Source organism: Pedobacter sp. 22163, assembly GCF_052045595.1.
In the GTDB taxonomy this organism is placed as follows: Bacteria; Bacteroidota; Bacteroidia; order Sphingobacteriales; family Sphingobacteriaceae; genus Pedobacter.
This window is the reverse complement of record NZ_JBQEPM010000002.1, coordinates 115,063-136,148: the sequence shown is the minus strand read 5'-3', so window position 1 is coordinate 136,148 and position 21,086 is coordinate 115,063. Positions and strand designations below refer to the sequence as shown.

Genomic DNA, 21,086 nt, shown 5'->3' with positions numbered 1-21,086 from the left:
GTAAAAGGTGGAAGGTAAAAGGTTGAGGGTTTTGGCGCATAAACCTTACGCCTTAAACCTTTTACCTTATACCCTCTTCTCGATTAAATATTGGTTTCTTTCTGGTGCGTTACGCGATAAAAGCTCGGCAATAAAACCTGCCAAGAACATCTGCGAACCAACAACAATGGCGACCAGCGATAAATAAAACAATGGCTGATCGGTTACATCGCGGTAAGCTAAGCCCTGCCATATCAGATATTTCTTTTCGAATAATATGTAGAGCGCCATGATTATACCGATAAAAAAGCTTAAAACACCTAACGAACCAAAAAAGTGCATTGGCCGTTTGCCGAATTTACCCACAAAGAAAATAGACAGTAAATCTAAAAAGCCGTTTATAAACCTGCTGAAACCAAATTTAGTTGTACCATATTTACGGGCACGATGTTCTACCACCTGCTCAGCTATTTTACTAAATCCGGCCCATTTGGCTATTACCGGGATATAACGGTGCATTTCGCCATAAACTTCGATGGTTTTGATCACATCACTACGGTAAGCTTTTAAGCCACAGTTAAAATCGTTCAGCTCTATACCGCTCATTTTGCGGGTAGCGGCGTTGAATAATTTAGTTGGAATCGTTTTCGTAATCGGATCGTAACGTTTCTTTTTCCAGCCCGAAATAATATCGAGCTTTTCTTCTTTTATGCGGCGGTGTAATTCAGGGATTTCATCCGGACTATCCTGCAGATCGGCATCCATGGTAATGACCACATCGCCCTGAGTAGCTTCGAAACCAACATTTAAGGCTGCAGATTTACCGTAGTTCCTTCTAAACTTAATGCCTTTAATGGCAGGGTTTTGAAATCTTAATTCTTCAATCACCTCCCACGATCTATCGGTACTACCATCATCAACCAAAATAATTTCATAGCTGAAATTATTGTCGATCATCACTTTATCAATCCATGCCGTTAATTCTGGCAAAGATTCATCTTCATTAAATAAGGGCACTACAACTGATATATCCATTTAGTGATTTGAGATTTGAGATCTGAGATTTGAGACTTTCCCAACCAAATCCAGTTCAAAATTAAAACGTGCAAATTTCATCAAATTAAATGATAAAACCTGCACGTTCAAAATTTTATAAAAGAAATTAACCTTCCTTTGGAAACGAATCGAATGTAACTGGTTGTTTTTTCTTTAAGATAGCTGAAAGGATTAAAGAAAGTACCCCATACAGTGCAAGTGAAACTCCAAAGCTTGTAAAGATGTTTTTAAAAGTAGGTTCAAGCTTCTCTTGCATATTGCCACCTTTAGCTATCGCCTCATCAATTTGCTCGCTAGCCATTCCGAATTTTTCCATCATAGCTCGCTGTGCCTCCTCGATAGCAGCAGCAGCTCTTTGTGGAAGATCTGGATCAACAAATTTCATTAGTATCACATTATAAAGCGTTGCGGTTAAGGCTAGAATAAGGGAGATGATTAAATAAGCTTTAAAGGCCTCTCCAAATGTCCAAAACCCACCTATTTCTTTACGGATGTTTATTCCCACCACTACTAACAGTACGATGAATAAAACAAATATACCTATCTGGGCCGCAAAACTAGTGTAAATTAATACAGGGTCTATGAAATGCAAGGTTAACGATACAATTATCGAAACCGCAGCGAGCATTAATCCATTTTTAATTGCTAATTTGGAAATAAGAGCACTTTTGTCCATAATTTTAAGTTTTAGTTTAATTATTAATTGTTGTAATTAATATATAAGTAGCAGAATCGAACGATTTGTTACTGCTATACTGAATTATTTCTTTAGTTGTTTCTGCACTTCCCTCAACATCGAGGAAAAATGCCATAAAAGGTACAAATAATTCTTGCATTTCTTCACTGATATTTAAATTTGCAGCTGTTTTACAAATCTCTTCTACACTGGTTTCTGCTAATTGTTGATTACTGATCAGTTCTTCGTAAATCTCAAATTCATCCTGAAACTCATCGTCTTCTACCAATAAAAATTCTTTCAGGAAATCGCCCAATTCAGGATCTAAATCCTCATCCTTACACTCTTTAATGTAAAGCAAAAGATTTAACAATTCTGTTCCTCTATCTATGGTTTCTTCTTCTATATTCGCCCACTCATCACTTTCTAAATAGTCGTCTTCCAGTTTCTGTACATCACTGCTAAAGAAATTCACCATCAATAAATCGAAAAACACTTCGCGTAATTCTTCAAATTTAGGGTGAGAATCGAAAACGGCATCAAAAGCAGTTGCTTTATCTAAAAAGTTAACATCAAGCTCAAAAGCAGCTAATAATTCTGTTTCAAAACCGTCTACATTAGTAGCTGAAACCTCAGCATACTTGTTAATGGCTGCACTTAGTGCTTTTTTTACTCTATTATCCATGATTAAGATTTTTAGGATTTTAAGATGATAAGATTGTATGACCTGAACAACAATTGTAATTTCTTGCTTTAGTTTTTAAGTTCTTATAACCTGTTAATTTATCAATATTTTTTTGAACTAATATCTTTTGAGAAATGGTTAAGAACCTTATGCCTTCAAAACTTCAAGCCTAATTCTCCTGGTACTGACTATTATTATAAACCAAAGTTACCTTCCCGGTAAGTTCGGTACCCAATAATGGACTGTTTGCCGATTTTGAATGGTTATTTGCGGCATTGTATAACCATTTTTCTTTCGGGTTAAAAATGGTAAAGTTGGCTTCAATACCTTCTTCGATTACCGGAACAGTTAAATTTAATAATTTACGTGGATTAATGGCCAATTTCTCTGCAATTAAAGCGATATCCAATCCAGCCTTTAATAATAGTGGCAATACGGTTTGTAAAGCGATGATGCCGTAGTGCGCAATTTCGAACTCTACATTTTTAAATTCGATTTCTTCCGGACGGTGCTGGGAAGTAATGGCATCAATGGTCCCATCTTTTAAACCGGCAATTAGTGCCTTTACATCTGCTTTTCCGCGCAGTGGCGGCTTAACCTTGTAGTTGCTGTCAAAATCGCTTAAAAGTTCTTCTGTAAACACCAGGTGATGTGCGGTTACATCGCACGAAACCTGAACGCCATCTTTTTTTGCTTTACGAATCAAAGCCACAGCTCCGGCAGTTGAAATATTGCTAATATGGATTTTGGTTTCATTATAAGATGCCAGAAAAATATCGCGGGCAATATGCATTTCTTCAGCCAATGCAGGTAAACCTTTCATGCCCAAAAGCACAGAGTTTTTACTCTCATTAATCTGCGATTTGCCAGCTATGGATTTATTTTCGGGATAAACCATTAATAGCGCATTGAAACCTTTTGCATATTGTAATGCTCGGCTCATAAAACCATCGTCTTGTAAGGCCTTATCGCCATCTGAAAAAGCTACCGCACCTGCCTGTTGCATATCGAACAGTTCGGCAAGCTCTTTTGCCTCACGGTTCTGACTTATGGCACCAACAGGCAAAACATCAACCAGATTGTTTTTGGCCTTATTGATAATGTATTCTACCTGAGATTTTGACTGCACAACCGGACTGGTTTGCGGCAATAAAGCTAAGCCTGTAAAACCTCCGGCTTTTGCGGTTGCAGTCAACGTTTGAATATCTTCTTTGGTTTCGAAACCCGGATCGCCAGCTACGCAGTTTAGATCGAAAAAACCTGGCGTTAAGAAAGCACCCTGAGCATCAAAAACAGTTTCATTTTTATCGGCAGTTAATTTACCTATGTTTTTAATTTTGCCATTTTCTACCCGAACATCGCATTGTTGATTATTGAATTTACTTTGCGGATCGGCAATGGCTACATTTTTAACCAGGAGATTCATATTGTTTTTTTTGTGTTGTTAAAAAATCGAATGAGCAAAATTTCTGCTGCAATAAAAATCAGCGACAAAATTAGACAAAGTTTCCATAAAGTCTGCCCGATTTTATTAGTGCCGGCAATTAATTTAACGGCATCTTTATCGGTATCGAATATTTTAAGGTTGCCTTTGTCAGCCAACTGATTGAGTGCTGTTTTGTCTAAATAATGCATATCAGATTCTGTTCTGCCATTGTTGAAACTATAAACAGCAAGTAGCGAATCTGCAAGTTTCAGGTTATAAAACCCTGCATTTTTTATCTGATCGGCAATGTAAATCAGCGTTTTCCCATCTGCCTGACGGATTTCAGGAATCGCTTCAAAACTATCCGCAGTAATTTTTAAGCTTTGGTTTTTACCCAGCGTAATCTTTTTACCCGCCAACGCATTATCATTACCAAGAGTGTAATACAAGGGCGTTTCATTTCCCCCACTCAATGCCAAACGATAAATCAGCGGTACAAAAACCGGATGACGAGCTAAATTTCCGTCACTTGTGTTAAGCCCTGAAGCAGATAAGTACACCTGCCCGTTACCTACGCCATATTTGGAGAAAAATGGTTTTCTGCCAGGCAATAACATGATATCTTCTTTATTGGTGGTATTTTTCTCTACAAAAGAATAATAACGGGAAACTGTTGGAAGATCCAGATTTTTGGGAATTTCCTCAAAAACAGTCTTAAAAATGGGGTTTTGCAGATCAATCTGATCAACTTTAGTAGCGGTAGTATTTAAAGTTTGAATATTAGGAAGCGATAACCCGCTTAAAAATGAGTTATAAGTTTGAATATTGGCGTCTAAATCAGGAAAAAGTACCACCGTACCGCCTGCATTCAGATAGGTTTTTAATTGCTGAGCCAATCCCGTTGACGGATTTTTCAAACCGTTCAATACAATCAGGCCGTAACTGGCAAAATTGCTATAATTCACATTGCTTTCGGCATTCTCAGTAAGTTTATAATAACGATCGGCGGCAAACAGTGCTTTAATGTAACTGCCAGCATTGGCTCCGTTGATACTTAGCACTGGAAAACTCTCATCTACCTTAAAACTGAAGGCAAGTGTATCATCAAAGGTTACCGGAAAATCTTTAATGCTGATTAAACCTTTTTGCCATCCTGCGTTCAGTCCAGAGAAATTCAGGGTATCTTTAACCGTTTTACCTGCAGGAATGGTTACGGCACCCAATCCCTTTTGTTGGTTGTTGATGCTAAGTTTTAGAAGAATGTTCTTTGCTTCCTCCTCTGAGTAATTTTTCAACTGTACAACCAAACGCTCATTTGCTCCCGGCTGATGATTTGGCGAAAGTGCCCAAACGCTATCTATTGCAACATTTGGAAGCGTATTGGCATTCAGTTTCAAAAATGAATATTGAATATCTGCTTTTGTATCGAGTTTATTGGTGGTGGAGATATTTTTTTGAAAATCGGAAATCAGAAAGCTATACTTATTTGCAGAACCCGTTAAAACATTCCCCTGTCGGTTTAGTATCTGTTGGAGATTACGGTTTACTGCCGAGATTTTAACATCATCCAATGCCTTTAAAAACGCTTCCTCGTTTAACAATCGTTGGTGTTTTCCTTCGAAATTATTGGTCAACAGTTGAAAACGATCGTTCATTCCAAAACCTTTAACCAGTTCTTTTGCCCTACGCTTGGCTTCATCGAGCAGGTTGCCATCTTTATTAATTGCTTCCATGCTGTATGAATTGTCGATATAAATGCTCACAACATTGTTTGAAGCAGTTGTTTTTTGATTGTTCGCCGGAATATAAGGCTGGGCAAATGCCAGCACCAAAAAGATGACTGCCAAAATCCGCGACAAAAGAATAAGCAGGTTTTTAAGTTTTTCTTTGGAAGAATTTTGTTGTTCTACTTCTTTTAAAAGCTGAACATTAGAGAAATAAACCTTTTTAAACTTCCTGAAATTGAATAAATGAATGATAACCGGGATGGCAACCGATATTAGTGCAAAAAGAAAGCCCGGATAAAGGAAATTCATTAAAAACCAAAGATAGAAAAATTATGGAAAGTGGCGAATTACTATTGTAATAAAGTCGTTTTAATAACTAAAGCCCGGAAATTCGATATTTACAATTTTCCAGCCGCCGTTATGCCATGCGAAATACAGCTTAAAAGGTCCGCTTACAATTTTTGATTGTTTTTGAACAACATCTCTATAACCCGCAACGCCTTCAACAAAGCCCATACCTTTATCATCGTTCAAAAGTTCGAAATTAACATCAATAATATCGTATCTGCCACCAACATATTCATCAGACCGACCGAAAATACCTCTTAACCGACCAATAATAACATCCTTACCAATAACTTTATTACCTGGGAGAATGAAAAAATCATTCAGTTCGTTTGTAATGGCCTTCGATTGTTTAAACCATGCGTTTATAAATCTAATGGCACTATTTACGATATCAGCCTGATGGTTAAATGTGGGGTTGTTCTGCATTGTTTCTTTCAAAAAAATTAATCGACCGGCCATAACCAGTCGATTAAAAACTTGGCGAAGTTAACTATTCTTTAGCCTTTCTCTAATTTCAGCAAGAGAATAATCGATCAATAACTTTCCATCTCTGAAAACTTCTTTCAATTCGCCCTGTGCTTCTTCCTCCCAGCTGCATTGATCTTTCAGTTCGTATTCGCCTTCTGCATTTTTAAAAATCTGCAGTAAACCCTTTGCTGATTTCTTGGTTCCATCATCAGTAATTGGATCTTTAAATATCTCGCGACCAATGCCGTCTACTTCTCCATAAGTGGCTTTCATCGCAAAACCAAAAGTATCGCGTGTATTATATTGATAGGTGAATGAACCGATGCCAAAAACAACGTTGGTAGAGGCAAAACCTTTAGCTTTTAGCCGTTCGCAAATCTGTGTAGCTCTTTCGGTAGTAATGCTATCTCCATAAATAGCACCAATCTGCGGTACTAGTTCCTTAAATCCCTTGTCGTTGGTTTTTCCACCGAAAACATCCCAAAGCAGCTCGATTACACCCTTTTTCTCATTTTCGTTTTTGCCATTTGGATTTCCGCAGATAATATCAACCGGATCTCCAGAATCTGGCCTAATTACCACTTTACCTGGACGGGTGATAATATCATCTTTTAAAACAGGCAGATACTCGGTCAGCACTTTCCATAAATCCCAGGTATCAGAAACGATAGATACAATTCCTTTCGGGTAAACTTCCAAAATCAAACGTTTAAAGGTTTCGAGCTCTCCAGTATTGGTTCCCATACACATTACGGAGTGTTCTGTAGCAGCTACTGACCCACCGATTAACTCTTTATCTGAATCTGCATTGTAATATTCTTCTAAGAAATCGATGACTGGAATGGTATCTGTTCCTGTAAAACTCAATAAATGTCCGGCTGCCGAAGTTACCGCAGCTTCTATTCCACCCATGCCCCGCATAGAGAAATCGTGTCCCTGCCAATCTACAAATTCTGGAACTGAAGAGGTTTCGGCAGCATACTGATCCAAAATGATGCGGTATTGTTTAGCTATGGTAGCAGAATTGCATGGCAACCACACCACGGCTGATAATAAGGTTTCGAAATAATTGGTCAACCAGAAAAATTCAGACTTTGTATTATACATGGTAAACATGGGTACACGCAAAGGCACTTCAGCACCTTCTGGTAATGATTTAAAAACCATTGGAATATAACCCAGATCGTGTAAATCAGCTATATGCTGTATACCTACCAAATTTTCTCCCAGATAATTATTGATCCTGCGTGCATATTTCTTTAAAATTTCCTCTTTTGGCTGTTTAAAGAAATTCTCGTTAAAATCTTCAATGATGTATTTTTTGATAAAATACTGCAAGCCAAAAAGCACCACATGATTTACGTTTTCTAGCCTGCTTTTTCTTGGCGTCCAGTTAGAATAAACCAATGTGGTATTTTCTGGGTATTGCCTGCGGTGATCTACTTTGTATCCGTCGGTTAATAGTAATGGGTTCATCGTTTTTATATTTATAGTTAAATGTTATTTCTTCCTTTTTCGTTTGGATACAGGCTTTGCAAAGTATCACTTTGCCAAAATTCTTTTGTTTCGATATCCAAACAGGTTAATTTTCCGGTAAATGCAGCACCGGTATCAATATTCCAAACATTACAACCCTGCATGGGCACGTTCATATTATAATAGAGCGTTGGGGTATGACCGATGTAGATTTCATGATAGAGCAATAAACGTTTAGGATAAAGCAGCGAATCTTTTTTGATCCTTTGATCCATAGTCAGCGCCATTTCCCAAAGCGTTCTATCCCACGAATAATTGGAAGAATAATGTTCTTTTTCAGGACCATGCATGGAAGAAAAACCGGCGTGAATAAAGAGGTTGTTATGCTCATCCACGTAGTAATCTTTCATTCGCCCAAAGAAATTTAGATGTTTTTGCCTCACTGGATCAGGCATGCTTTTATAACTTTCGATGGTTAATTTACCACCGTGAACAAACCAAACATCATCTACAATACCTTTTTCTAACCAATCGATACACCAGGCGTCGTGATTTCCTTTGATAAAAATGCACTGATGGCTTTCTTCCAATTGCATCAGGTAATTGATTACCTGTGCCGATTCACTCCATCCATCTACATAATCGCCCAGGAAAATCAGTTTGTCATCTTTTGTTACTTCTGCACGCTCGAATAGCTGAACTAAACCTTTTAATCCCCCATGTATATCACCTATTACTAATGTTCTGCCCATATTAAAACGTTATATATTTAGCAGGCACAACATCTGTAAGCCACACATTGTTAGCTGATAAATAAAATTTATAGCCTGCCCTGTGCATCTCACCGCTATTAATGGTGAGGATAACTGGTTTCCCCCTCCTCCCGCCTACTTTATTGGCCGTTTCTCTATCAGCACTTAAATGTACATGCTGCCTGCTCATTTTTTGTAGCCCCTGTGATTTAATATCCGACAGGAACTTTTCAACCGTACCATGATAGAGGTACTCTAGTGGTTCTGCTTCATCAAGGTTTAGCTCTATTGAAATAGAATGTCCCTGGCTTGCCCGGATCTTGGTTTTACCTTCGTTGAAAGCAAATCTCTTTTTGTCGTTATTTTCAACAATGTAGTCAAGCTGTTCAAAATCTATTCTTCTGTCGTAAAGGTCAAACTTGGCAATTAATTCATTTACATCTGCCCATCCGTTTTCGTCAAGTTCTAAGCCTATGGTTTCTGGCGAATGCCTCAAAATGTAGCTTAAAAGCTTACTAATCCCTTTTGTTATTTTATTGTCCATGAGCGTGTTTATGTATGAGTTTCAATTTTTTGTTCAATGTTTCATCGTTAAAAAGGAAAGGTTTTTCAGCGGGTATGATTAAATTTTCCAATTGATGATTTTGAACAAACTCATGTTGTTCCTTCACAAATGCACTAATATCTTCAATCAGCAAAATATCATCTTTGGCAAAAGATCTGATAAAATTATCTCTTAATCCGATCTGGATTGCCCTTCTTTCTTGTTTTGTACCATAAGGATCATGATCCGGGTCCCATTGTAACCTGATATTGGAATTTTCTAGCTCATCTCTCCATTCGTCATTAGAAATACCCTCGGTTTGATCGAATGAAGTATAAACCGCATTTTCAAGGTAATTACGGAATGCGGGTATTTTAAGGTGTATGGCTAAAGTGATTTCCTGTCCTTCTTTTGTTCCCCAACCGCTTCTGTACATCATCCATAAAAAATTAGGCTTAATCCATGTCATTCTGTTTAAGCTGAATTTGCCTCCAAAAAACTGATTCTCGACTGCAAATTCCCCGATTTCTTTTCGGTAAGCTTGATAAACAATTATTTTTTCATCATCAAATTGGGCCATAATATGGCATCCTGACTTTGGCCATTCTATTACTTGTTCTTTATATTTTTTTACTGTTATTTTCATTTTTTAATTTATTATTGACTCATCTCATTGTAGATTGAGCCTCTCTTTATAGAGTTGATAATTTTCATCGTCGAAACAAACGAAGATTATCTTTTCTATCTTTTCTTTTTCAGCAAAATTATTTACCGTGGCAATGGCAATATCTGCTGCTTTATCTTTAGGGAAATGATAAATCCCTGTGCTGATGTTTGGAAAAGCAATAATCTTAACATCATTTTCAACTGCTAATGTTAAACTGTTACGGTAGCAATCTGCAAGCAAAGCATTTTTTTCTTCGCTATCACCATTACATACAGGTCCAACCGTATGGATCACATATTTTGCCGGTAAATTGCCTGCCGTGGTAATTACCGCATTTCCGGTTTTGCAATTCCCTTGTTTATTCCTGATAGCTACGCAAGCTTCTAAGATGGCTTTACCACCTTTTCTATGAATGGCACCATCTACCCCTCCGCCACCAAGCAAGGAACTGTTTGCCGCATTAACGATTGCATCGGCTTTAATTTCTGTTATATCGGCTTTGATTAGTTCTAAAATCATTTTATCTAATTCTTTACTTAATGATTAGTCTCAACATCAAAAATTGGGTATCTCATCCCTAACTTCCATCAGTGCAAACCCTAATAGGTTTAAACCTTTCCAATTTCCGGGAATGAAAGCATTTGAATTATCTTCGGCCAAACCGATCCCCCAAATTGCATCAACCGGACTGGCTTCTACCAGGGTTTTACTTTTGGTTTGTAGAAGGAAAGATTTCAGATCTTCATTTTGAGAAAACTTAAGCAGATTCCCTTGTTTTACAATTTCATATTTATGAGCATCCCATTTTGCAGCATCAAAGTTTCTGATCTGTCGCCCAAGGTCTTTTACATCTTTGGGAGATTTTTTTGTTAAAATTTTTTCAAAAATCTGTTGATCATTAAACAATAAAGCCTTTTTTGCCATCATATAATGTTCGGCTGTTTGATAGGTGATGTCATTTTCAACAAATGGAGATGGCCACCATTGGCTTAAACAGGTTTTAATGATTGAACCATCTCTGCTGCTGTGATGCCCCCAAAACATCAAAAAATCAACCTCTCCTTCACTTAATGTTTTCATCAACCAATTTATATCATATTTCATAATCAACTACCTTTAAAATTTAGTTCTCATTACTCTCCACCAATTCTTTAAGCTTAGTCATTACTGCAGTTACAAGTTCATCAAATGTTTTATACTGGTCTATCCCTTTCCTTTTACAAATTATATCGATATTACCTTTTCTCCAAAATCCCTCTTCACAACAAACCATTAATTTGCCAGAATCGGCAAATAAGCCCAGCTCCATCATTGAAATGGGCGATTTAGAATTCGCTTCAAGGAACAACAAAATCACATCAGCACTTTCCATCGCATCTAACTCCCAATTCACCTGCTCGCTAAACTGTTTATTTTCGATACGCTGTGTCCATGTGTGATCCCAGAATTTTCTTCTTGGATTGAAAACGACTACATCATCCAAAGTTTCTTCTTTATTGGCCTTATCGATAAATTTTTGTTGCCAATCTATCGAATGGCCCATATCGATGGTCCCGGCCAGAAATACAGAAATGTCAGAAGAAGAAATAACTTTTGGTGGAAGTATCGTTTTCATTATATTTTTATAAAATATCTACCAATTTTAGCTGTGTTACCCCTTCATGATCAACTTCATTGATCGAATCGGTAGTGAAAATTTGCTCGAAATATTTGCCCAACTCGTCAAAACCTTTGCTAAATATGCCATGACTAATCGCTAAATAAAGTTTCCTGGCATTTTTAGCCTTTAGCGCTTCTGCCAAGCCAATAAATGTACCGCCACCATCACAGATATCATCCACGATTAAACAATCGGCACCAGCTAAATCTTCTGCATATACTTTAAATCCTGAAAGTTTTCCTGTTTTTACATCCCGGCTTTTTGAACACTCTACCACTTCTGCACCACCTAAAAATTCAGATACTTTATAAATTTTCTTTAAAGCACCACCATCAGGAGAAATGAGTTTTACATCAGTTCCAATGTCTGCAATTACCTGTTTTATAAATTCGTGATTGGAAACTGCAACACAATTATTGAGCAAGGCTGGAGTTACTTCGCTATGCGGATCAAAAACAGTAACATTTGCCAAAGCCATGGCATTGATGATGTCGGCATAAACTTTCACCGATAAAGGCTCACCAGGAATCATTACCCGATCTTGCCTTGCAGCCGGAAAGTATGGTATAAAAAGTTCGATTTCTTTTACACCCATTCTTCTCAAGGCATCAACCGTAATACAGATCATACCTAAATCATTGAAGGAATTTATTCTTTGCGTAATGGTAACCGGAGCAGCAACATCAAAATTGTTCGAAATTTTAATGTGTGGTTCGCCACCCGCAAATAAGAAAGATTTGTATTCGATTAAGTTATTTTCGCCTAGCGGAGTAAAACTTGGATTAAGATTCAACATATATTTGCGTATTATTTACACAAATATAAAAATCATTTTTAGAATGCAAAGAATAATTTGTGTTTATTTTACGCAAACCTAATATCGAATTGAAAATTTTCCTTCAAAAGCTGTTTATATTTTGCCTTATTGAAAGTAAAAAGTTTGCCTGGCCTGCCACTGGCACCAATTTTAACCACCTTTTCGGTTTCTGTAACAATTCCAAAACTTAGAATTTTTTTTCTGAAATTTCGTCGGTCTATATCTCTTTCTAAAATGGAGCAGTATAAATTTTCAAGATCGGAAAAGAGAAATTCCTGATCCAACAGATCAAAACCGATCGGTTGGTAAGTGAGTTTGCTTTTTAAACGCTGATGCGCGAGATTAACCATTTCATTGTGATCATACCCCAATTGTGGAATTCCGGTTACGGGAAACCATTTCGCATCTTTGGCATCGGTATCGGCTTTTAATACAAAATTTTTAGGATTAACCAGGGCAAAATAAGCCACAGAAATTACCCTGAAGCGTTCGTCGCGATTAACATCATCACCAAATGTACCAAGTTGTTCGAGGTAATTTACGGTTATACCGGCCTCTTCTTTAAGTTCACGCTCAACTGCTGTAAGCAAAGGCTCGTCGTTTAAAATAAATCCACCTGGTAAAACCCATCTATCGGCCAGTTTACCAAATCGCTGCTGAACAGCCAACACATAAAGTGTTCCTTTTTCGTAGCCAAAAACAATGGCATCAACAGCAATTTTAATATTTTGATCGATCATCCTTTAATTTGTGTTAAAACAACACAAAGTTAATCGTTTTAACCAAGAAGATCGAAACTGTTGATTAAATTCTACCTGAACTTCTTCATTGCGGTCCAGAGTTTTTCGTCCATGCCGTAAACATCAGGTCTGTATTCAATCTTATCGTTTTGCGACCAGGCCGTAATGTAGGTAATGATTAGCGGAACATTTTTCTTTGGTGCAAACCATGCAGGTTTTAGTTGAAACGCCTTAAGTGTATCGGCCTTTTGTGCCATGCGTTTTTTATACCATTTTACGTGTGTACTATCTATTGGTGGCAAATCTACTTCTGCCCTAAGCTTATCATAAGTGTAAGAATCCTTCACCAAGAGTTCGGCAAATTCTAATGGTTTTTCGATGCGTACGCAGCCGTGACTAATCGCTCTATTAGTTAGGTTAAATCCATTCTTGTTATTGGTATCGTGCAGGTAAATACTCGAGCTATTATCAAAGATAAACTTGAACTTTCCTAAGGCGTTTCCACCGCCAGATCCTTGTTTAAATTTAAAGGGTAATTTATCACGCGAATACTTATTCCAATTGATGGTATCAGGCTCACCAATTAGTTTGTCTTTATAGTAAACTTTAATGTTGCTGTTCGATAAATAATATGGATCTTTTCTGGCCATCCAGTAGATCTCACTTTGCGCAATACTTACCGGAATATTCCAGATCGGATTGGCCTGAATGGAATTGATTTTACTGAACAATAAAGGTGTCTCATGGTTCTTCGGTTTATCATCCAGATTGCCCGATTTCGCAAAGGCTTTTAACTTCTCTTCGTAACCGTTTTCGCGCCTTCCACCAACGCAAACTTTCATTGTAATTATGGTATCTTGTTTATCCAGCCAGGTTAACCTAAAATCAGGGATATTTACCTGCACATAATTATCACCAGTCACTGGCATTTTCCAACGGAAGCGCTCCATATTTAGCAGTAAAATCCGTTTCTCATCGTAAGCATCTGTATTTAAATACGCAGCTTGCAAAGCTTTATATTGAGCTGATTTGGGCTGAACAGACCTGAGTGTATCCAACAGGCTCGTACTATTCAAAAGATTGATCATCCCAGCGCTATCCGGACGTTTAACTTTAATGTAATAGCGCGAAAATATATTGCGGGGATTTACCAGCCCAAACTTTAAATAGTTTGTATAATTTAAATAAGCGTTAGCCGATAGTAATTCTAGTTTTGCAATAACCGGATAACTTTCTTCTACCTTTTTAAACTTGTTTGCCGTTAATTCATCTAATAAGCTTTTAATCTCATCTCCTTTAAAAATCTTCGGATTGAAGCCATGAACCTTGCTTTCGTTTAAATAGCTTACCAGCGAATCTAAACTCCCATTGGTATAAAATCTGGTAACGAGCACAGGCTGACGATTATTATTGGCATAATAGCCCTTAATTGTTTTCGGATTTACAAATTTGTCTGAAAGACTATCCAAAGTCTTTACAAAAATGCTATCATAAGCTACAGTATCGAAATCTTTATAAATTTTATTCTTAAAATGTTCAGATAACACCTTACCTATCTCAGGTGGGCTCTTAAACCATCCACAGGCAGAAATGAATAAAATAAAGGGCAGAATTAGAAAGCGAAACTTTTTCAAAAGAGTAAAATTTTAATACAAAATAAGGGTTATTGGCAATAAAAACAGCATAATGGCAAATTAAGTGCCATTATTTTTTGTTTTACCATTTCAAACGCTATATTTGCCAGCGCTTATCAGCTAACGTATTGATACTGGCAGAAATAATTTATGAATTTAACTTTGAACCATCACTTACATTTACACCATCGCCGATAGGCGATATGATATGTTTGTTTTGTACTTCAAAACTTTTTTCCGTAAAATAATTTCTTGTTCACTCTATATTCAATACTTTGAAAACACTTAAAATCGCTATCCAGAAGTCGGGTAGGTTAAACGAAAAATCTGTAGAAATACTTAAAAACTGTGGTTTATCTTTCGAAAACTACAAAAGCTCACTCATCTCAACCGTTACCAATTTTCCTTTAGAAATTCTTTTCCTTCGAGATGATGATATTCCTGAATATGTACAGGATGGCATTGCAGATTTGGGTATAGTTGGAGAAAACGTAATTGTAGAAACCAAAGCTGAGGTAGACTATCTACAAAAACTAGGCTTTGGAAAATGCACCTTAAAAATCGCCGTTCAGGCCACCAGTAATATCCAAAAACTGGAAGAGTTAAATGGCAAAGCGATTGCTACTTCTTACCCGGTAATCCTCGAAAAATTCTTGCAGGAAAAAGGCATAAAATCTGATATCAGAACCATTTCTGGATCGGTAGAAATTGGTCCGGGTTTAGGTTTAAGCGATGCCATTTTTGATATCGTATCAACAGGTGGAACATTAAAGAGCAATGGCCTAAAACCTTTCGCTGATGTGATGCAATCGGAAGCTGTTTTAATTGGAAACAAATCGATAGCCGACAATCCTGAAGTTGCAGAATTGCTTCAACGCATCCGCTCGGTACTCAGTGCAAAATCTAACAAATACGTAGTACTAAATGTATCAAAAGATAATCTTCAAAAAGTAGTCGATTTACTTCCAGGGGTAAAAAGCCCAACGGTAGTTCCGCTCTTCGAACCGAACTGGGTAGCCGTTCATTCTGTAATTGCCGAGGAAGATTTCTGGGATAAAATAAACAGTTTAAAAGCAGCAGGTGCTGAAGGCATTTTGGTAATGCCAATCGAGAAAATAATTAAGTAAAATCGTTTAAATTCACATTAACTATTAGTTAATTTAAAATTATAAAACATTGAAAATCTACAATTATAAAGATTTATCTAAATCAAAAATTGAAGAACTTTGTTCGAGGCAGATTGAAGACGATAAGCTGGTTGAAGAACGGGTAACCGACATCATCAGCACGGTAAAAAAAGATGGCGACAAGGCACTTTTTAACTTTGCAAAAGCATTTGATAAAGTTGACTTAGAGAAACTGTTTTTAGATGCAGAAGAATTAAAAGCAATTGCATCTACCATTCCGGATGAAGCAAAAAAAGCGATTGATACGGCTTATCAAAATATCAAAACTTTTCACCAGTCGCAGTTAAAAACAGAAGATAAAATCGAAACAATGCCAGGCGTTGTATGCTGGCGCGAATCGAGGGCAATTGAAAAAGTTGGACTTTATATCCCGGGAGGAACCGCAGTTTTACCGAGCACTTTTTTAATGTTAGCTACTCCGGCAATCATTGCAGGCTGTAAAGAAATTGTGGTGTGTTCTCCCCCGCAAAGTGATGGCAAAACCAATTGTTATCTGGCCTACTGTGCGGTGCTGCTGGGTATCGAAAAAGTATTCCTGATTGGGGGCGCACAAGCTGTTGCGGCGATGGCTTTCGGAACAGAAACTGTACCTGGGGTACATAAGATCTTCGGCCCAGGTAACCGTTATGTAACCACGGCAAAAACAATGGTTCAAAATAAAGTGGCCATTGACATGCCCGCTGGACCTTCTGAAGTATTGGTTATCGCTGATGAGACTGCCAATCCGTCATTTATTGCTGCAGATCTACTTGCGCAGGCGGAACATGGAACTGATAGTCAGGCTATTTTAGTCGCTACTTCAAATCAGATCATTGCAGATACGTTAAAAGAAATTGAAAATCAGCTTAATATCCTCCCACGGAAGGACATTGCAGCAAAAGCAATAGGTAATTCTTATGCAGTTTTTGCTGAAAACCTAGATGAGGCAATGCAATTTTCAAATGAATATGCACCTGAGCACCTAATATTATCTACCGAACATTTCCAAAGCCTTATTCCATCGATTATCAATGCTGGATCAGTGTTTTTAGGCAACTTTACACCAGAAAGTGTTGGCGATTATGCCTCTGGAACCAACCATACTTTACCAACCAGTGGTTTTGCTAAGGCTTATTCAGGCGTATCTACTGATGCTTTTTTGAAAAAGATCACTTTTCAGCATTTATCGGCTGATGGATTAAATAACATTGGCAATACGGTTGAAATCCTTGCAGAAGCCGAGGGATTACATGCGCATAAGAATGCAGTAAGTATCAGATTGAACTTTGAGTCCGAGGTCAGAAGTCCGAAGATGAAACGGCATAAATAAAACTAAAGGGAAAACAATCAGTGTAATCACTTAATCTGTGCAATCAACCCGAAGGAAAAGAAATAAGAATCGGTGAAATTACATAATCTGTGTAATCAAACCGAAGGAAACCAACAAACCATTAAAATGGACATTAACGATTTAGTTAGAGAAAATATAAAAAACCTTCGCCCCTACTCTACCGCGAGGGACGAATTTAAAGGCCAGGCATCAGTTTTTTTAGATGCAAACGAGAACAGTTATGGTTCGCCACTTCCGGCAAATTACAACCGTTATCCTGATCCATTGCAGCTTGATCTGAAAGATGCAATCAGCGAAATAAAAGGTGTGCCGATTGAAAATACTTTTTTAGGAAACGGTAGTGATGAAGCGATAGATTTGTTGTTTCGTGCATTCTGTAATCCTGGAAAAGACAACGTAATTGTGCTGCCACCAACCTATGGAATGTATGAAGTTTCGGCTAACATAAACGATGTAGAAATACGCAAAGTTAGCCTGCTCCCGAACTTCCAGTTAGACATGGAAAAGATCGCAGAAACTATCGATAAAAACACGAAATTAATCTTCATCTGTTCGCCAAATAATCCGACTGGAAATTCGATAAACCGCGAAGATATTGAAACCATTTTAGCCAACTTTAATGGTATCGTTGTAGTGGATGAAGCCTACATTAATTATGCCCGTCAGAAGACCTTTATTCAGGAGTTAACCGAATACGGAAACCTGGTGGTTTTGCAAACTTTTTCGAAGGCATGGGGGCTTGCCGCTTTACGTTTAGGCATGGCATTTTCTTCGACAAAAGTGATCGATGTTTTGAACAAAATTAAACCACCTTACAACATCAATCAGGCTACTCAGGATTTAGCTTTCGAAGCCTTAAAAAATATCGCTCAGGTTAACGATTGGATTAAAGAATCTGTTGCAGAAAGAGATCGTTTAAGCAAGGCTTTAACTGCACTAAATATTGTTAAAAAAGTATATCCTTCTGATGCCAATTTTATCCTGACAGAAGTTACTGATGCCTTAAAAATTTACGACACATTAGTGGAGCAAGGCATCATTGTACGCGACCGTTCTAAAGTAACTTTGTGTGAAGGTTGTTTAAGGATTACCGTGGGCACAAAAGAAGAAAACGACAAACTATTAACTGTTCTAGAAAATTTTTAAAATGAAAAAAGTATTGTTTATAGACCGCGATGGAACGTTAAATATTGAACCTGATGACGAACAGGTAGATAGTTTTGCAAAGCTTAAATTTTATCCACGCTCATTATATTATTTATCTAAAATTGCTTCCGAACTGGATTACGAGTTGGTGATGGTTACCAATCAGGATGGCTTGGGAACGCTTTCAAATCCTGAAGAAAATTTCTGGCCGATCCACAATTTTATGTTGGATACTTTTGAAGGGGAAGGCGTTCATTTTAGCGAGATTGTAATTGATAGAACTTTTGCGAAAGACAATGCACCTACCCGCAAACCAGGCACTGCTTTATTAACCAAATATTTTAGCGAAGATTACGATCTGAAAAATTCTTTCGTGATCGGAGACCGATTAAATGATGTGGTTTTAGCCAAAAATTTGGGTGCTAAGGCTATTTTCCTTCGTCAAAATGATGCATTAGGCTCTACAGAAGCATTGGATAAACACGAAACTTTGTTGGATGTGATTATTCTGGAAACCAAGAAATGGGAAGATATCTACAACTTGCTTAAAGCAGGAAGCAGAAAAATTCACCACGAACGCAAAACGAACGAAACCGAAATTACCATTAACCTCGATCTGGATGGAACAGGGAAAGCCAAAATCGAAACAGGCTTAAACTTCTTCGATCATATGCTTGATCAGATTGCCAGACATGGAAGTGTAGATTTAGAAGTAATTGCGAAAGGCGATTTACATATTGATGAGCACCACACCATAGAAGATACCGGAATTGCGCTTGGAGAAGCCTTTGCTAAAGGATTAGGCAATAAACTCGGCATTGAAAGGTATGGTTTTTGCTTACCAATGGACGATTGCCTGGCACAGGTAGCCATTGATTTTGGAGGAAGAAACTGGATTGTTTGGGATGCTGAGTTTAAACGTGAAAAAGTTGGCGATATGCCTACAGAGATGTTTTATCACTTCTTTAAATCGTTCAGTGATGCTGCAAAATGCAATTTAAATGTAAAAGCAGAAGGCGATAACGAACACCATAAAATCGAGGCTATTTTCAAAGCATTCGCCAAAGCCATTAAGATGGCAATTAAACGTGATGCGGAGAAAATGGTTTTGCCAAGCACTAAGGGGCTATTGTAAGAAAGGTGGAAGGCTGAAAGGTTTAAGGCGGAGGGTTTTGACCATCCACTGTTAATAAACCTGATAGAGCGGAATAGCCCGCATCCCGATTCTTCATCGGGAGAGGACTATAAGCGATAGCGGGACTACAGCACCTTTGAAATGCTAACATTCATTTTCAAAACAAGAAAAAAAATATAATGCAAATTGTATGAACGATAATAATTCGAAGTCCCCTTCAGGGGATTTAGGGGTTGGAATAGTAAATTACGGCGCAGGCAACATCTTCTCCCTTACCGCAGCATTAGATCGCTTAAATGTGACTTACGGTATGGTAAACACCGAAAACGACCTTGAAAAATATAGCCGCATCATCATTCCTGGTGTTGGCCATGCCGGTGCCGCAATGGAAAAATTAAAGGGAACGGGCTTGGTTGAAGCCATTAAAAAACTAACAAAACCTGTGCTTGGCATCTGTGTGGGCATGCAGCTCATTACAGAACATTCGGAAGAGGGCGATGCACCGCTTTTAAATATCGTTCCCATTAAAACCAAAAAATTCGATAAGTCGCTGAATATCAAAATACCACACATGGGATGGAATGCGGTTAGTCCGAAAAACAATTCACTATTTGAAGGTGTTGAAGATAATACACAATTTTACTTCGTGCATTCGTACTTTATTGAATATAACCCTACTTTTGACATCGCATCTGCTGATTATGGTTTAAAGTTTTCGGCAGCGGTACAAAAAGATAATTTTTATGGCGTTCAATTTCACCCCGAAAAATCGGGCAAAGCCGGCGAACTAGTATTAAAAAATTTTTCAAACTTAAGCTTATAAAATGTACATAATACCTGCTATTGATATTTTGGATGGAAAAGTTGTCCGTCTCCGTGAAGGCGATTACAACCAAAAAACGGAATATGATGTCTCAATCCCCGAAATGATAGAAAAATACCGTTCAAATGGTACAGATTTCATCCATATTATTGATTTAAACGGAGCCAAAGGCGATTTTAGCAATCAAAAAGCACTTTTTGAGATCATCAAAAAAACCGAAATGAAAGTGCAGTACGGTGGTGGCATCAGAACCATTGAGCAGGTAACCAATTTGCTTGATGCCGGCATTCATCGCGTAATTGTAGGTACACAGGCCATTACCAATCCCGATTTCTTACCCCAATTAAGCGAAGCTTTTGCTAAAAAAGACGATTACGCCAACCGCATTGTAATTGCAATTGATGTTTTGGATGAGGTAATTAAATATTCGGGCTGGATGGAAAGCTCGCCGATTAAACTAATGGATTACGTTGACAAATGTCTTTCGTTAGGATTTTTCCGTTTCTTATGCACCGATATCAGTAAGGATGGAAAATTAGGTGGCGCAGCGATCGATTTGTATCAAAAACTGTTGGAACATTCGCCTATGATTAAACTGATTGCATCAGGTGGTGTAAGTTCAATGCAGGATATTTACGATCTGGCCAAGTACCCAATTAGAAGTGTAGTGGTTGGGAAAGCGATTTATGAAGACCGCATTACCATCGAAGAAATAAAAGAGTGGAACTTGAAAGCTTTGAGTTCGATCTAATTCAATAAATATTTATGTCATCCTGAAGAATGAAGGATCTGCCTACGACGAAAAAGATG

At 37.7% G+C, this 21,086-nt stretch carries 22 protein-coding genes; 6 read left to right on the top strand and 16 right to left on the bottom strand.

Annotated features, from left to right (window positions below):
* Positions 1-66: 66 nt before the first annotated feature.
* The 16 genes from ACTJKN_RS05065 to ACTJKN_RS04990 all read right to left on the bottom strand — a co-directional run bounded on the left by ACTJKN_RS05065 (position 67) and on the right by ACTJKN_RS04990 (position 14,655).
* Complete coding sequence (locus ACTJKN_RS05065; RefSeq protein ID WP_440823223.1) at positions 67-1,014, bottom strand: glycosyltransferase family 2 protein; 948 nt, start codon at positions 1,012-1,014, stop codon at positions 67-69.
* A 127-nt stretch (positions 1,015-1,141) separates the two neighbouring features.
* On the bottom strand, positions 1,142-1,711 hold the full coding sequence (locus ACTJKN_RS05060) for a DUF4199 domain-containing protein (RefSeq protein ID WP_440823221.1): 570 nt from the start codon (positions 1,709-1,711) through the stop codon (positions 1,142-1,144).
* Between the two features lie 16 nt (positions 1,712-1,727).
* Positions 1,728-2,396, bottom strand: coding sequence for a hypothetical protein (locus ACTJKN_RS05055; protein WP_440823219.1), 669 nt, complete (start codon positions 2,394-2,396; stop codon positions 1,728-1,730).
* A 169-nt stretch (positions 2,397-2,565) separates the two neighbouring features.
* On the bottom strand, positions 2,566-3,822 hold the full coding sequence (locus tag ACTJKN_RS05050) for a dihydroorotase (protein WP_440823218.1): 1,257 nt from the start codon (positions 3,820-3,822) through the stop codon (positions 2,566-2,568).
* The gene (locus ACTJKN_RS05045) at positions 3,819-5,858 is read right to left on the bottom strand and encodes a BatA domain-containing protein (RefSeq protein WP_440823216.1); all 2,040 of its coding nucleotides are present in this window, start codon (positions 5,856-5,858) and stop codon (positions 3,819-3,821) included. Before ACTJKN_RS05045 ends, ACTJKN_RS05050 begins: the two co-directional genes overlap by 4 nt.
* A 60-nt stretch (positions 5,859-5,918) precedes the next feature.
* Positions 5,919-6,335 (bottom strand): hypothetical protein, encoded by a 417-nt coding sequence (locus ACTJKN_RS05040; protein WP_440823214.1) that lies wholly within the window; start codon positions 6,333-6,335, stop codon positions 5,919-5,921.
* A 48-nt stretch (positions 6,336-6,383) separates the two neighbouring features.
* Positions 6,384-7,841, bottom strand: a complete 1,458-nt coding sequence (locus tag ACTJKN_RS05035) for a nicotinate phosphoribosyltransferase (protein WP_440823213.1) — start codon at positions 7,839-7,841, stop codon at positions 6,384-6,386.
* A gap of 17 nt (positions 7,842-7,858) precedes the next feature.
* Complete coding sequence (locus ACTJKN_RS05030) at positions 7,859-8,593, bottom strand: metallophosphoesterase family protein (RefSeq protein ID WP_440823212.1); 735 nt, start codon at positions 8,591-8,593, stop codon at positions 7,859-7,861.
* Position 8,594: 1 nt separating this feature from the next.
* Complete coding sequence (locus ACTJKN_RS05025; protein WP_440823211.1) at positions 8,595-9,137, bottom strand: RNA 2'-phosphotransferase; 543 nt, start codon at positions 9,135-9,137, stop codon at positions 8,595-8,597.
* Positions 9,127-9,783, bottom strand: a complete 657-nt coding sequence (locus tag ACTJKN_RS05020; protein ID WP_440823210.1) for a DUF4291 domain-containing protein — start codon at positions 9,781-9,783, stop codon at positions 9,127-9,129. Before ACTJKN_RS05020 ends, ACTJKN_RS05025 begins: the two co-directional genes overlap by 11 nt.
* A gap of 24 nt (positions 9,784-9,807) precedes the next feature.
* Positions 9,808-10,323, bottom strand: coding sequence for an O-acetyl-ADP-ribose deacetylase (locus ACTJKN_RS05015; RefSeq protein WP_440823209.1), 516 nt, complete (start codon positions 10,321-10,323; stop codon positions 9,808-9,810).
* A 36-nt stretch (positions 10,324-10,359) separates the two neighbouring features.
* Positions 10,360-10,908 carry an NADAR family protein gene (locus ACTJKN_RS05010; protein ID WP_440823207.1) on the bottom strand — a complete coding sequence of 183 codons (549 nt, stop codon included), beginning with the start codon at positions 10,906-10,908 and terminating at the stop codon, positions 10,360-10,362.
* Between the two features lie 19 nt (positions 10,909-10,927).
* Positions 10,928-11,419, bottom strand: coding sequence for a nucleoside 2-deoxyribosyltransferase domain-containing protein (locus ACTJKN_RS05005; protein ID WP_440823206.1), 492 nt, complete (start codon positions 11,417-11,419; stop codon positions 10,928-10,930).
* 7 nt (positions 11,420-11,426) lie between these two features.
* Positions 11,427-12,260, bottom strand: coding sequence for a ribose-phosphate diphosphokinase (prs, locus tag ACTJKN_RS05000; RefSeq protein WP_440823204.1), 834 nt, complete (start codon positions 12,258-12,260; stop codon positions 11,427-11,429).
* Between the two features lie 68 nt (positions 12,261-12,328).
* Positions 12,329-13,021: an NUDIX hydrolase gene (locus ACTJKN_RS04995; protein WP_440823203.1), complete on the bottom strand. Its 693-nt coding sequence runs from the start codon at positions 13,019-13,021 to the stop codon at positions 12,329-12,331.
* A 71-nt stretch (positions 13,022-13,092) separates the two neighbouring features.
* Positions 13,093-14,655, bottom strand: coding sequence for a L,D-transpeptidase family protein (locus ACTJKN_RS04990; RefSeq protein ID WP_440823201.1), 1,563 nt, complete (start codon positions 14,653-14,655; stop codon positions 13,093-13,095).
* A gap of 275 nt (positions 14,656-14,930) precedes the next feature.
* On the opposite strand from ACTJKN_RS04990, the gene hisG reads away from it, so the two are divergent.
* The 6 genes from hisG to hisA all read left to right on the top strand — a co-directional run bounded on the left by hisG (position 14,931) and on the right by hisA (position 21,027).
* On the top strand, positions 14,931-15,782 hold the full coding sequence (gene hisG / locus ACTJKN_RS04985; protein ID WP_029278663.1) for an ATP phosphoribosyltransferase: 852 nt from the start codon (positions 14,931-14,933) through the stop codon (positions 15,780-15,782).
* A 49-nt stretch (positions 15,783-15,831) separates the two neighbouring features.
* Complete coding sequence (gene hisD / locus ACTJKN_RS04980) at positions 15,832-17,151, top strand: histidinol dehydrogenase (protein WP_440823199.1); 1,320 nt, start codon at positions 15,832-15,834, stop codon at positions 17,149-17,151.
* Between the two features lie 126 nt (positions 17,152-17,277).
* Positions 17,278-18,318, top strand: a complete 1,041-nt coding sequence (gene hisC, locus ACTJKN_RS04975) for a histidinol-phosphate transaminase (protein WP_440824063.1) — start codon at positions 17,278-17,280, stop codon at positions 18,316-18,318.
* 1 nt (position 18,319) lies between these two features.
* Positions 18,320-19,453: a bifunctional histidinol-phosphatase/imidazoleglycerol-phosphate dehydratase HisB gene (hisB, locus tag ACTJKN_RS04970; RefSeq protein WP_440823197.1), complete on the top strand. Its 1,134-nt coding sequence runs from the start codon at positions 18,320-18,322 to the stop codon at positions 19,451-19,453.
* Positions 19,454-19,643: 190 nt separating this feature from the next.
* Positions 19,644-20,276: an imidazole glycerol phosphate synthase subunit HisH gene (hisH, locus tag ACTJKN_RS04965; protein ID WP_440823195.1), complete on the top strand. Its 633-nt coding sequence runs from the start codon at positions 19,644-19,646 to the stop codon at positions 20,274-20,276.
* Between the two features lies 1 nt (position 20,277).
* Positions 20,278-21,027, top strand: coding sequence for a 1-(5-phosphoribosyl)-5-[(5-phosphoribosylamino)methylideneamino]imidazole-4-carboxamide isomerase (gene hisA / locus ACTJKN_RS04960; RefSeq protein ID WP_167293480.1), 750 nt, complete (start codon positions 20,278-20,280; stop codon positions 21,025-21,027).
* Positions 21,028-21,086 lie beyond the last annotated feature (59 nt).

Bases quoted from the DNA above. Each gene is read 5' to 3' on its own strand.
- ACTJKN_RS05025 (WP_440823211.1), bottom strand. From the start codon at position 9,137: ATGGACAATAAAATAACAAAAGGGATTAGTAAGCTTTTAAGCTACATT.
- ACTJKN_RS05030 (WP_440823212.1), bottom strand. From the start codon at position 8,593: ATGGGCAGAACATTAGTAATAGGTGATATACATGGGGGATTAAAAGGT.
- ACTJKN_RS04995 (WP_440823203.1), bottom strand. From the start codon at position 13,021: ATGATCGATCAAAATATTAAAATTGCTGTTGATGCCATTGTTTTTGGC.
- ACTJKN_RS05060 (WP_440823221.1), bottom strand. From the start codon at position 1,711: ATGGACAAAAGTGCTCTTATTTCCAAATTAGCAATTAAAAATGGATTA.
- prs (WP_440823204.1), bottom strand. From the start codon at position 12,260: ATGTTGAATCTTAATCCAAGTTTTACTCCGCTAGGCGAAAATAACTTA.
- ACTJKN_RS05035 (WP_440823213.1), bottom strand. From the start codon at position 7,841: ATGAACCCATTACTATTAACCGACGGATACAAAGTAGATCACCGCAGG.
- ACTJKN_RS05020 (WP_440823210.1), bottom strand. From the start codon at position 9,783: ATGAAAATAACAGTAAAAAAATATAAAGAACAAGTAATAGAATGGCCA.
- ACTJKN_RS05055 (WP_440823219.1), bottom strand. From the start codon at position 2,396: ATGGATAATAGAGTAAAAAAAGCACTAAGTGCAGCCATTAACAAGTAT.
- ACTJKN_RS05010 (WP_440823207.1), bottom strand. From the start codon at position 10,908: ATGAAATATGATATAAATTGGTTGATGAAAACATTAAGTGAAGGAGAG.
- hisH (WP_440823195.1), top strand. From the start codon at position 19,644: ATGAACGATAATAATTCGAAGTCCCCTTCAGGGGATTTAGGGGTTGGA.
- hisA (WP_167293480.1), top strand. From the start codon at position 20,278: ATGTACATAATACCTGCTATTGATATTTTGGATGGAAAAGTTGTCCGT.
- hisC (WP_440824063.1), top strand. From the start codon at position 17,278: ATGGACATTAACGATTTAGTTAGAGAAAATATAAAAAACCTTCGCCCC.
- ACTJKN_RS05065 (WP_440823223.1), bottom strand. From the start codon at position 1,014: ATGGATATATCAGTTGTAGTGCCCTTATTTAATGAAGATGAATCTTTG.
- ACTJKN_RS05045 (WP_440823216.1), bottom strand. From the start codon at position 5,858: ATGAATTTCCTTTATCCGGGCTTTCTTTTTGCACTAATATCGGTTGCC.
- ACTJKN_RS05050 (WP_440823218.1), bottom strand. From the start codon at position 3,822: ATGAATCTCCTGGTTAAAAATGTAGCCATTGCCGATCCGCAAAGTAAA.
- ACTJKN_RS05015 (WP_440823209.1), bottom strand. From the start codon at position 10,323: ATGATTTTAGAACTAATCAAAGCCGATATAACAGAAATTAAAGCCGAT.
- ACTJKN_RS05005 (WP_440823206.1), bottom strand. From the start codon at position 11,419: ATGAAAACGATACTTCCACCAAAAGTTATTTCTTCTTCTGACATTTCT.
- hisB (WP_440823197.1), top strand. From the start codon at position 18,320: ATGAAAAAAGTATTGTTTATAGACCGCGATGGAACGTTAAATATTGAA.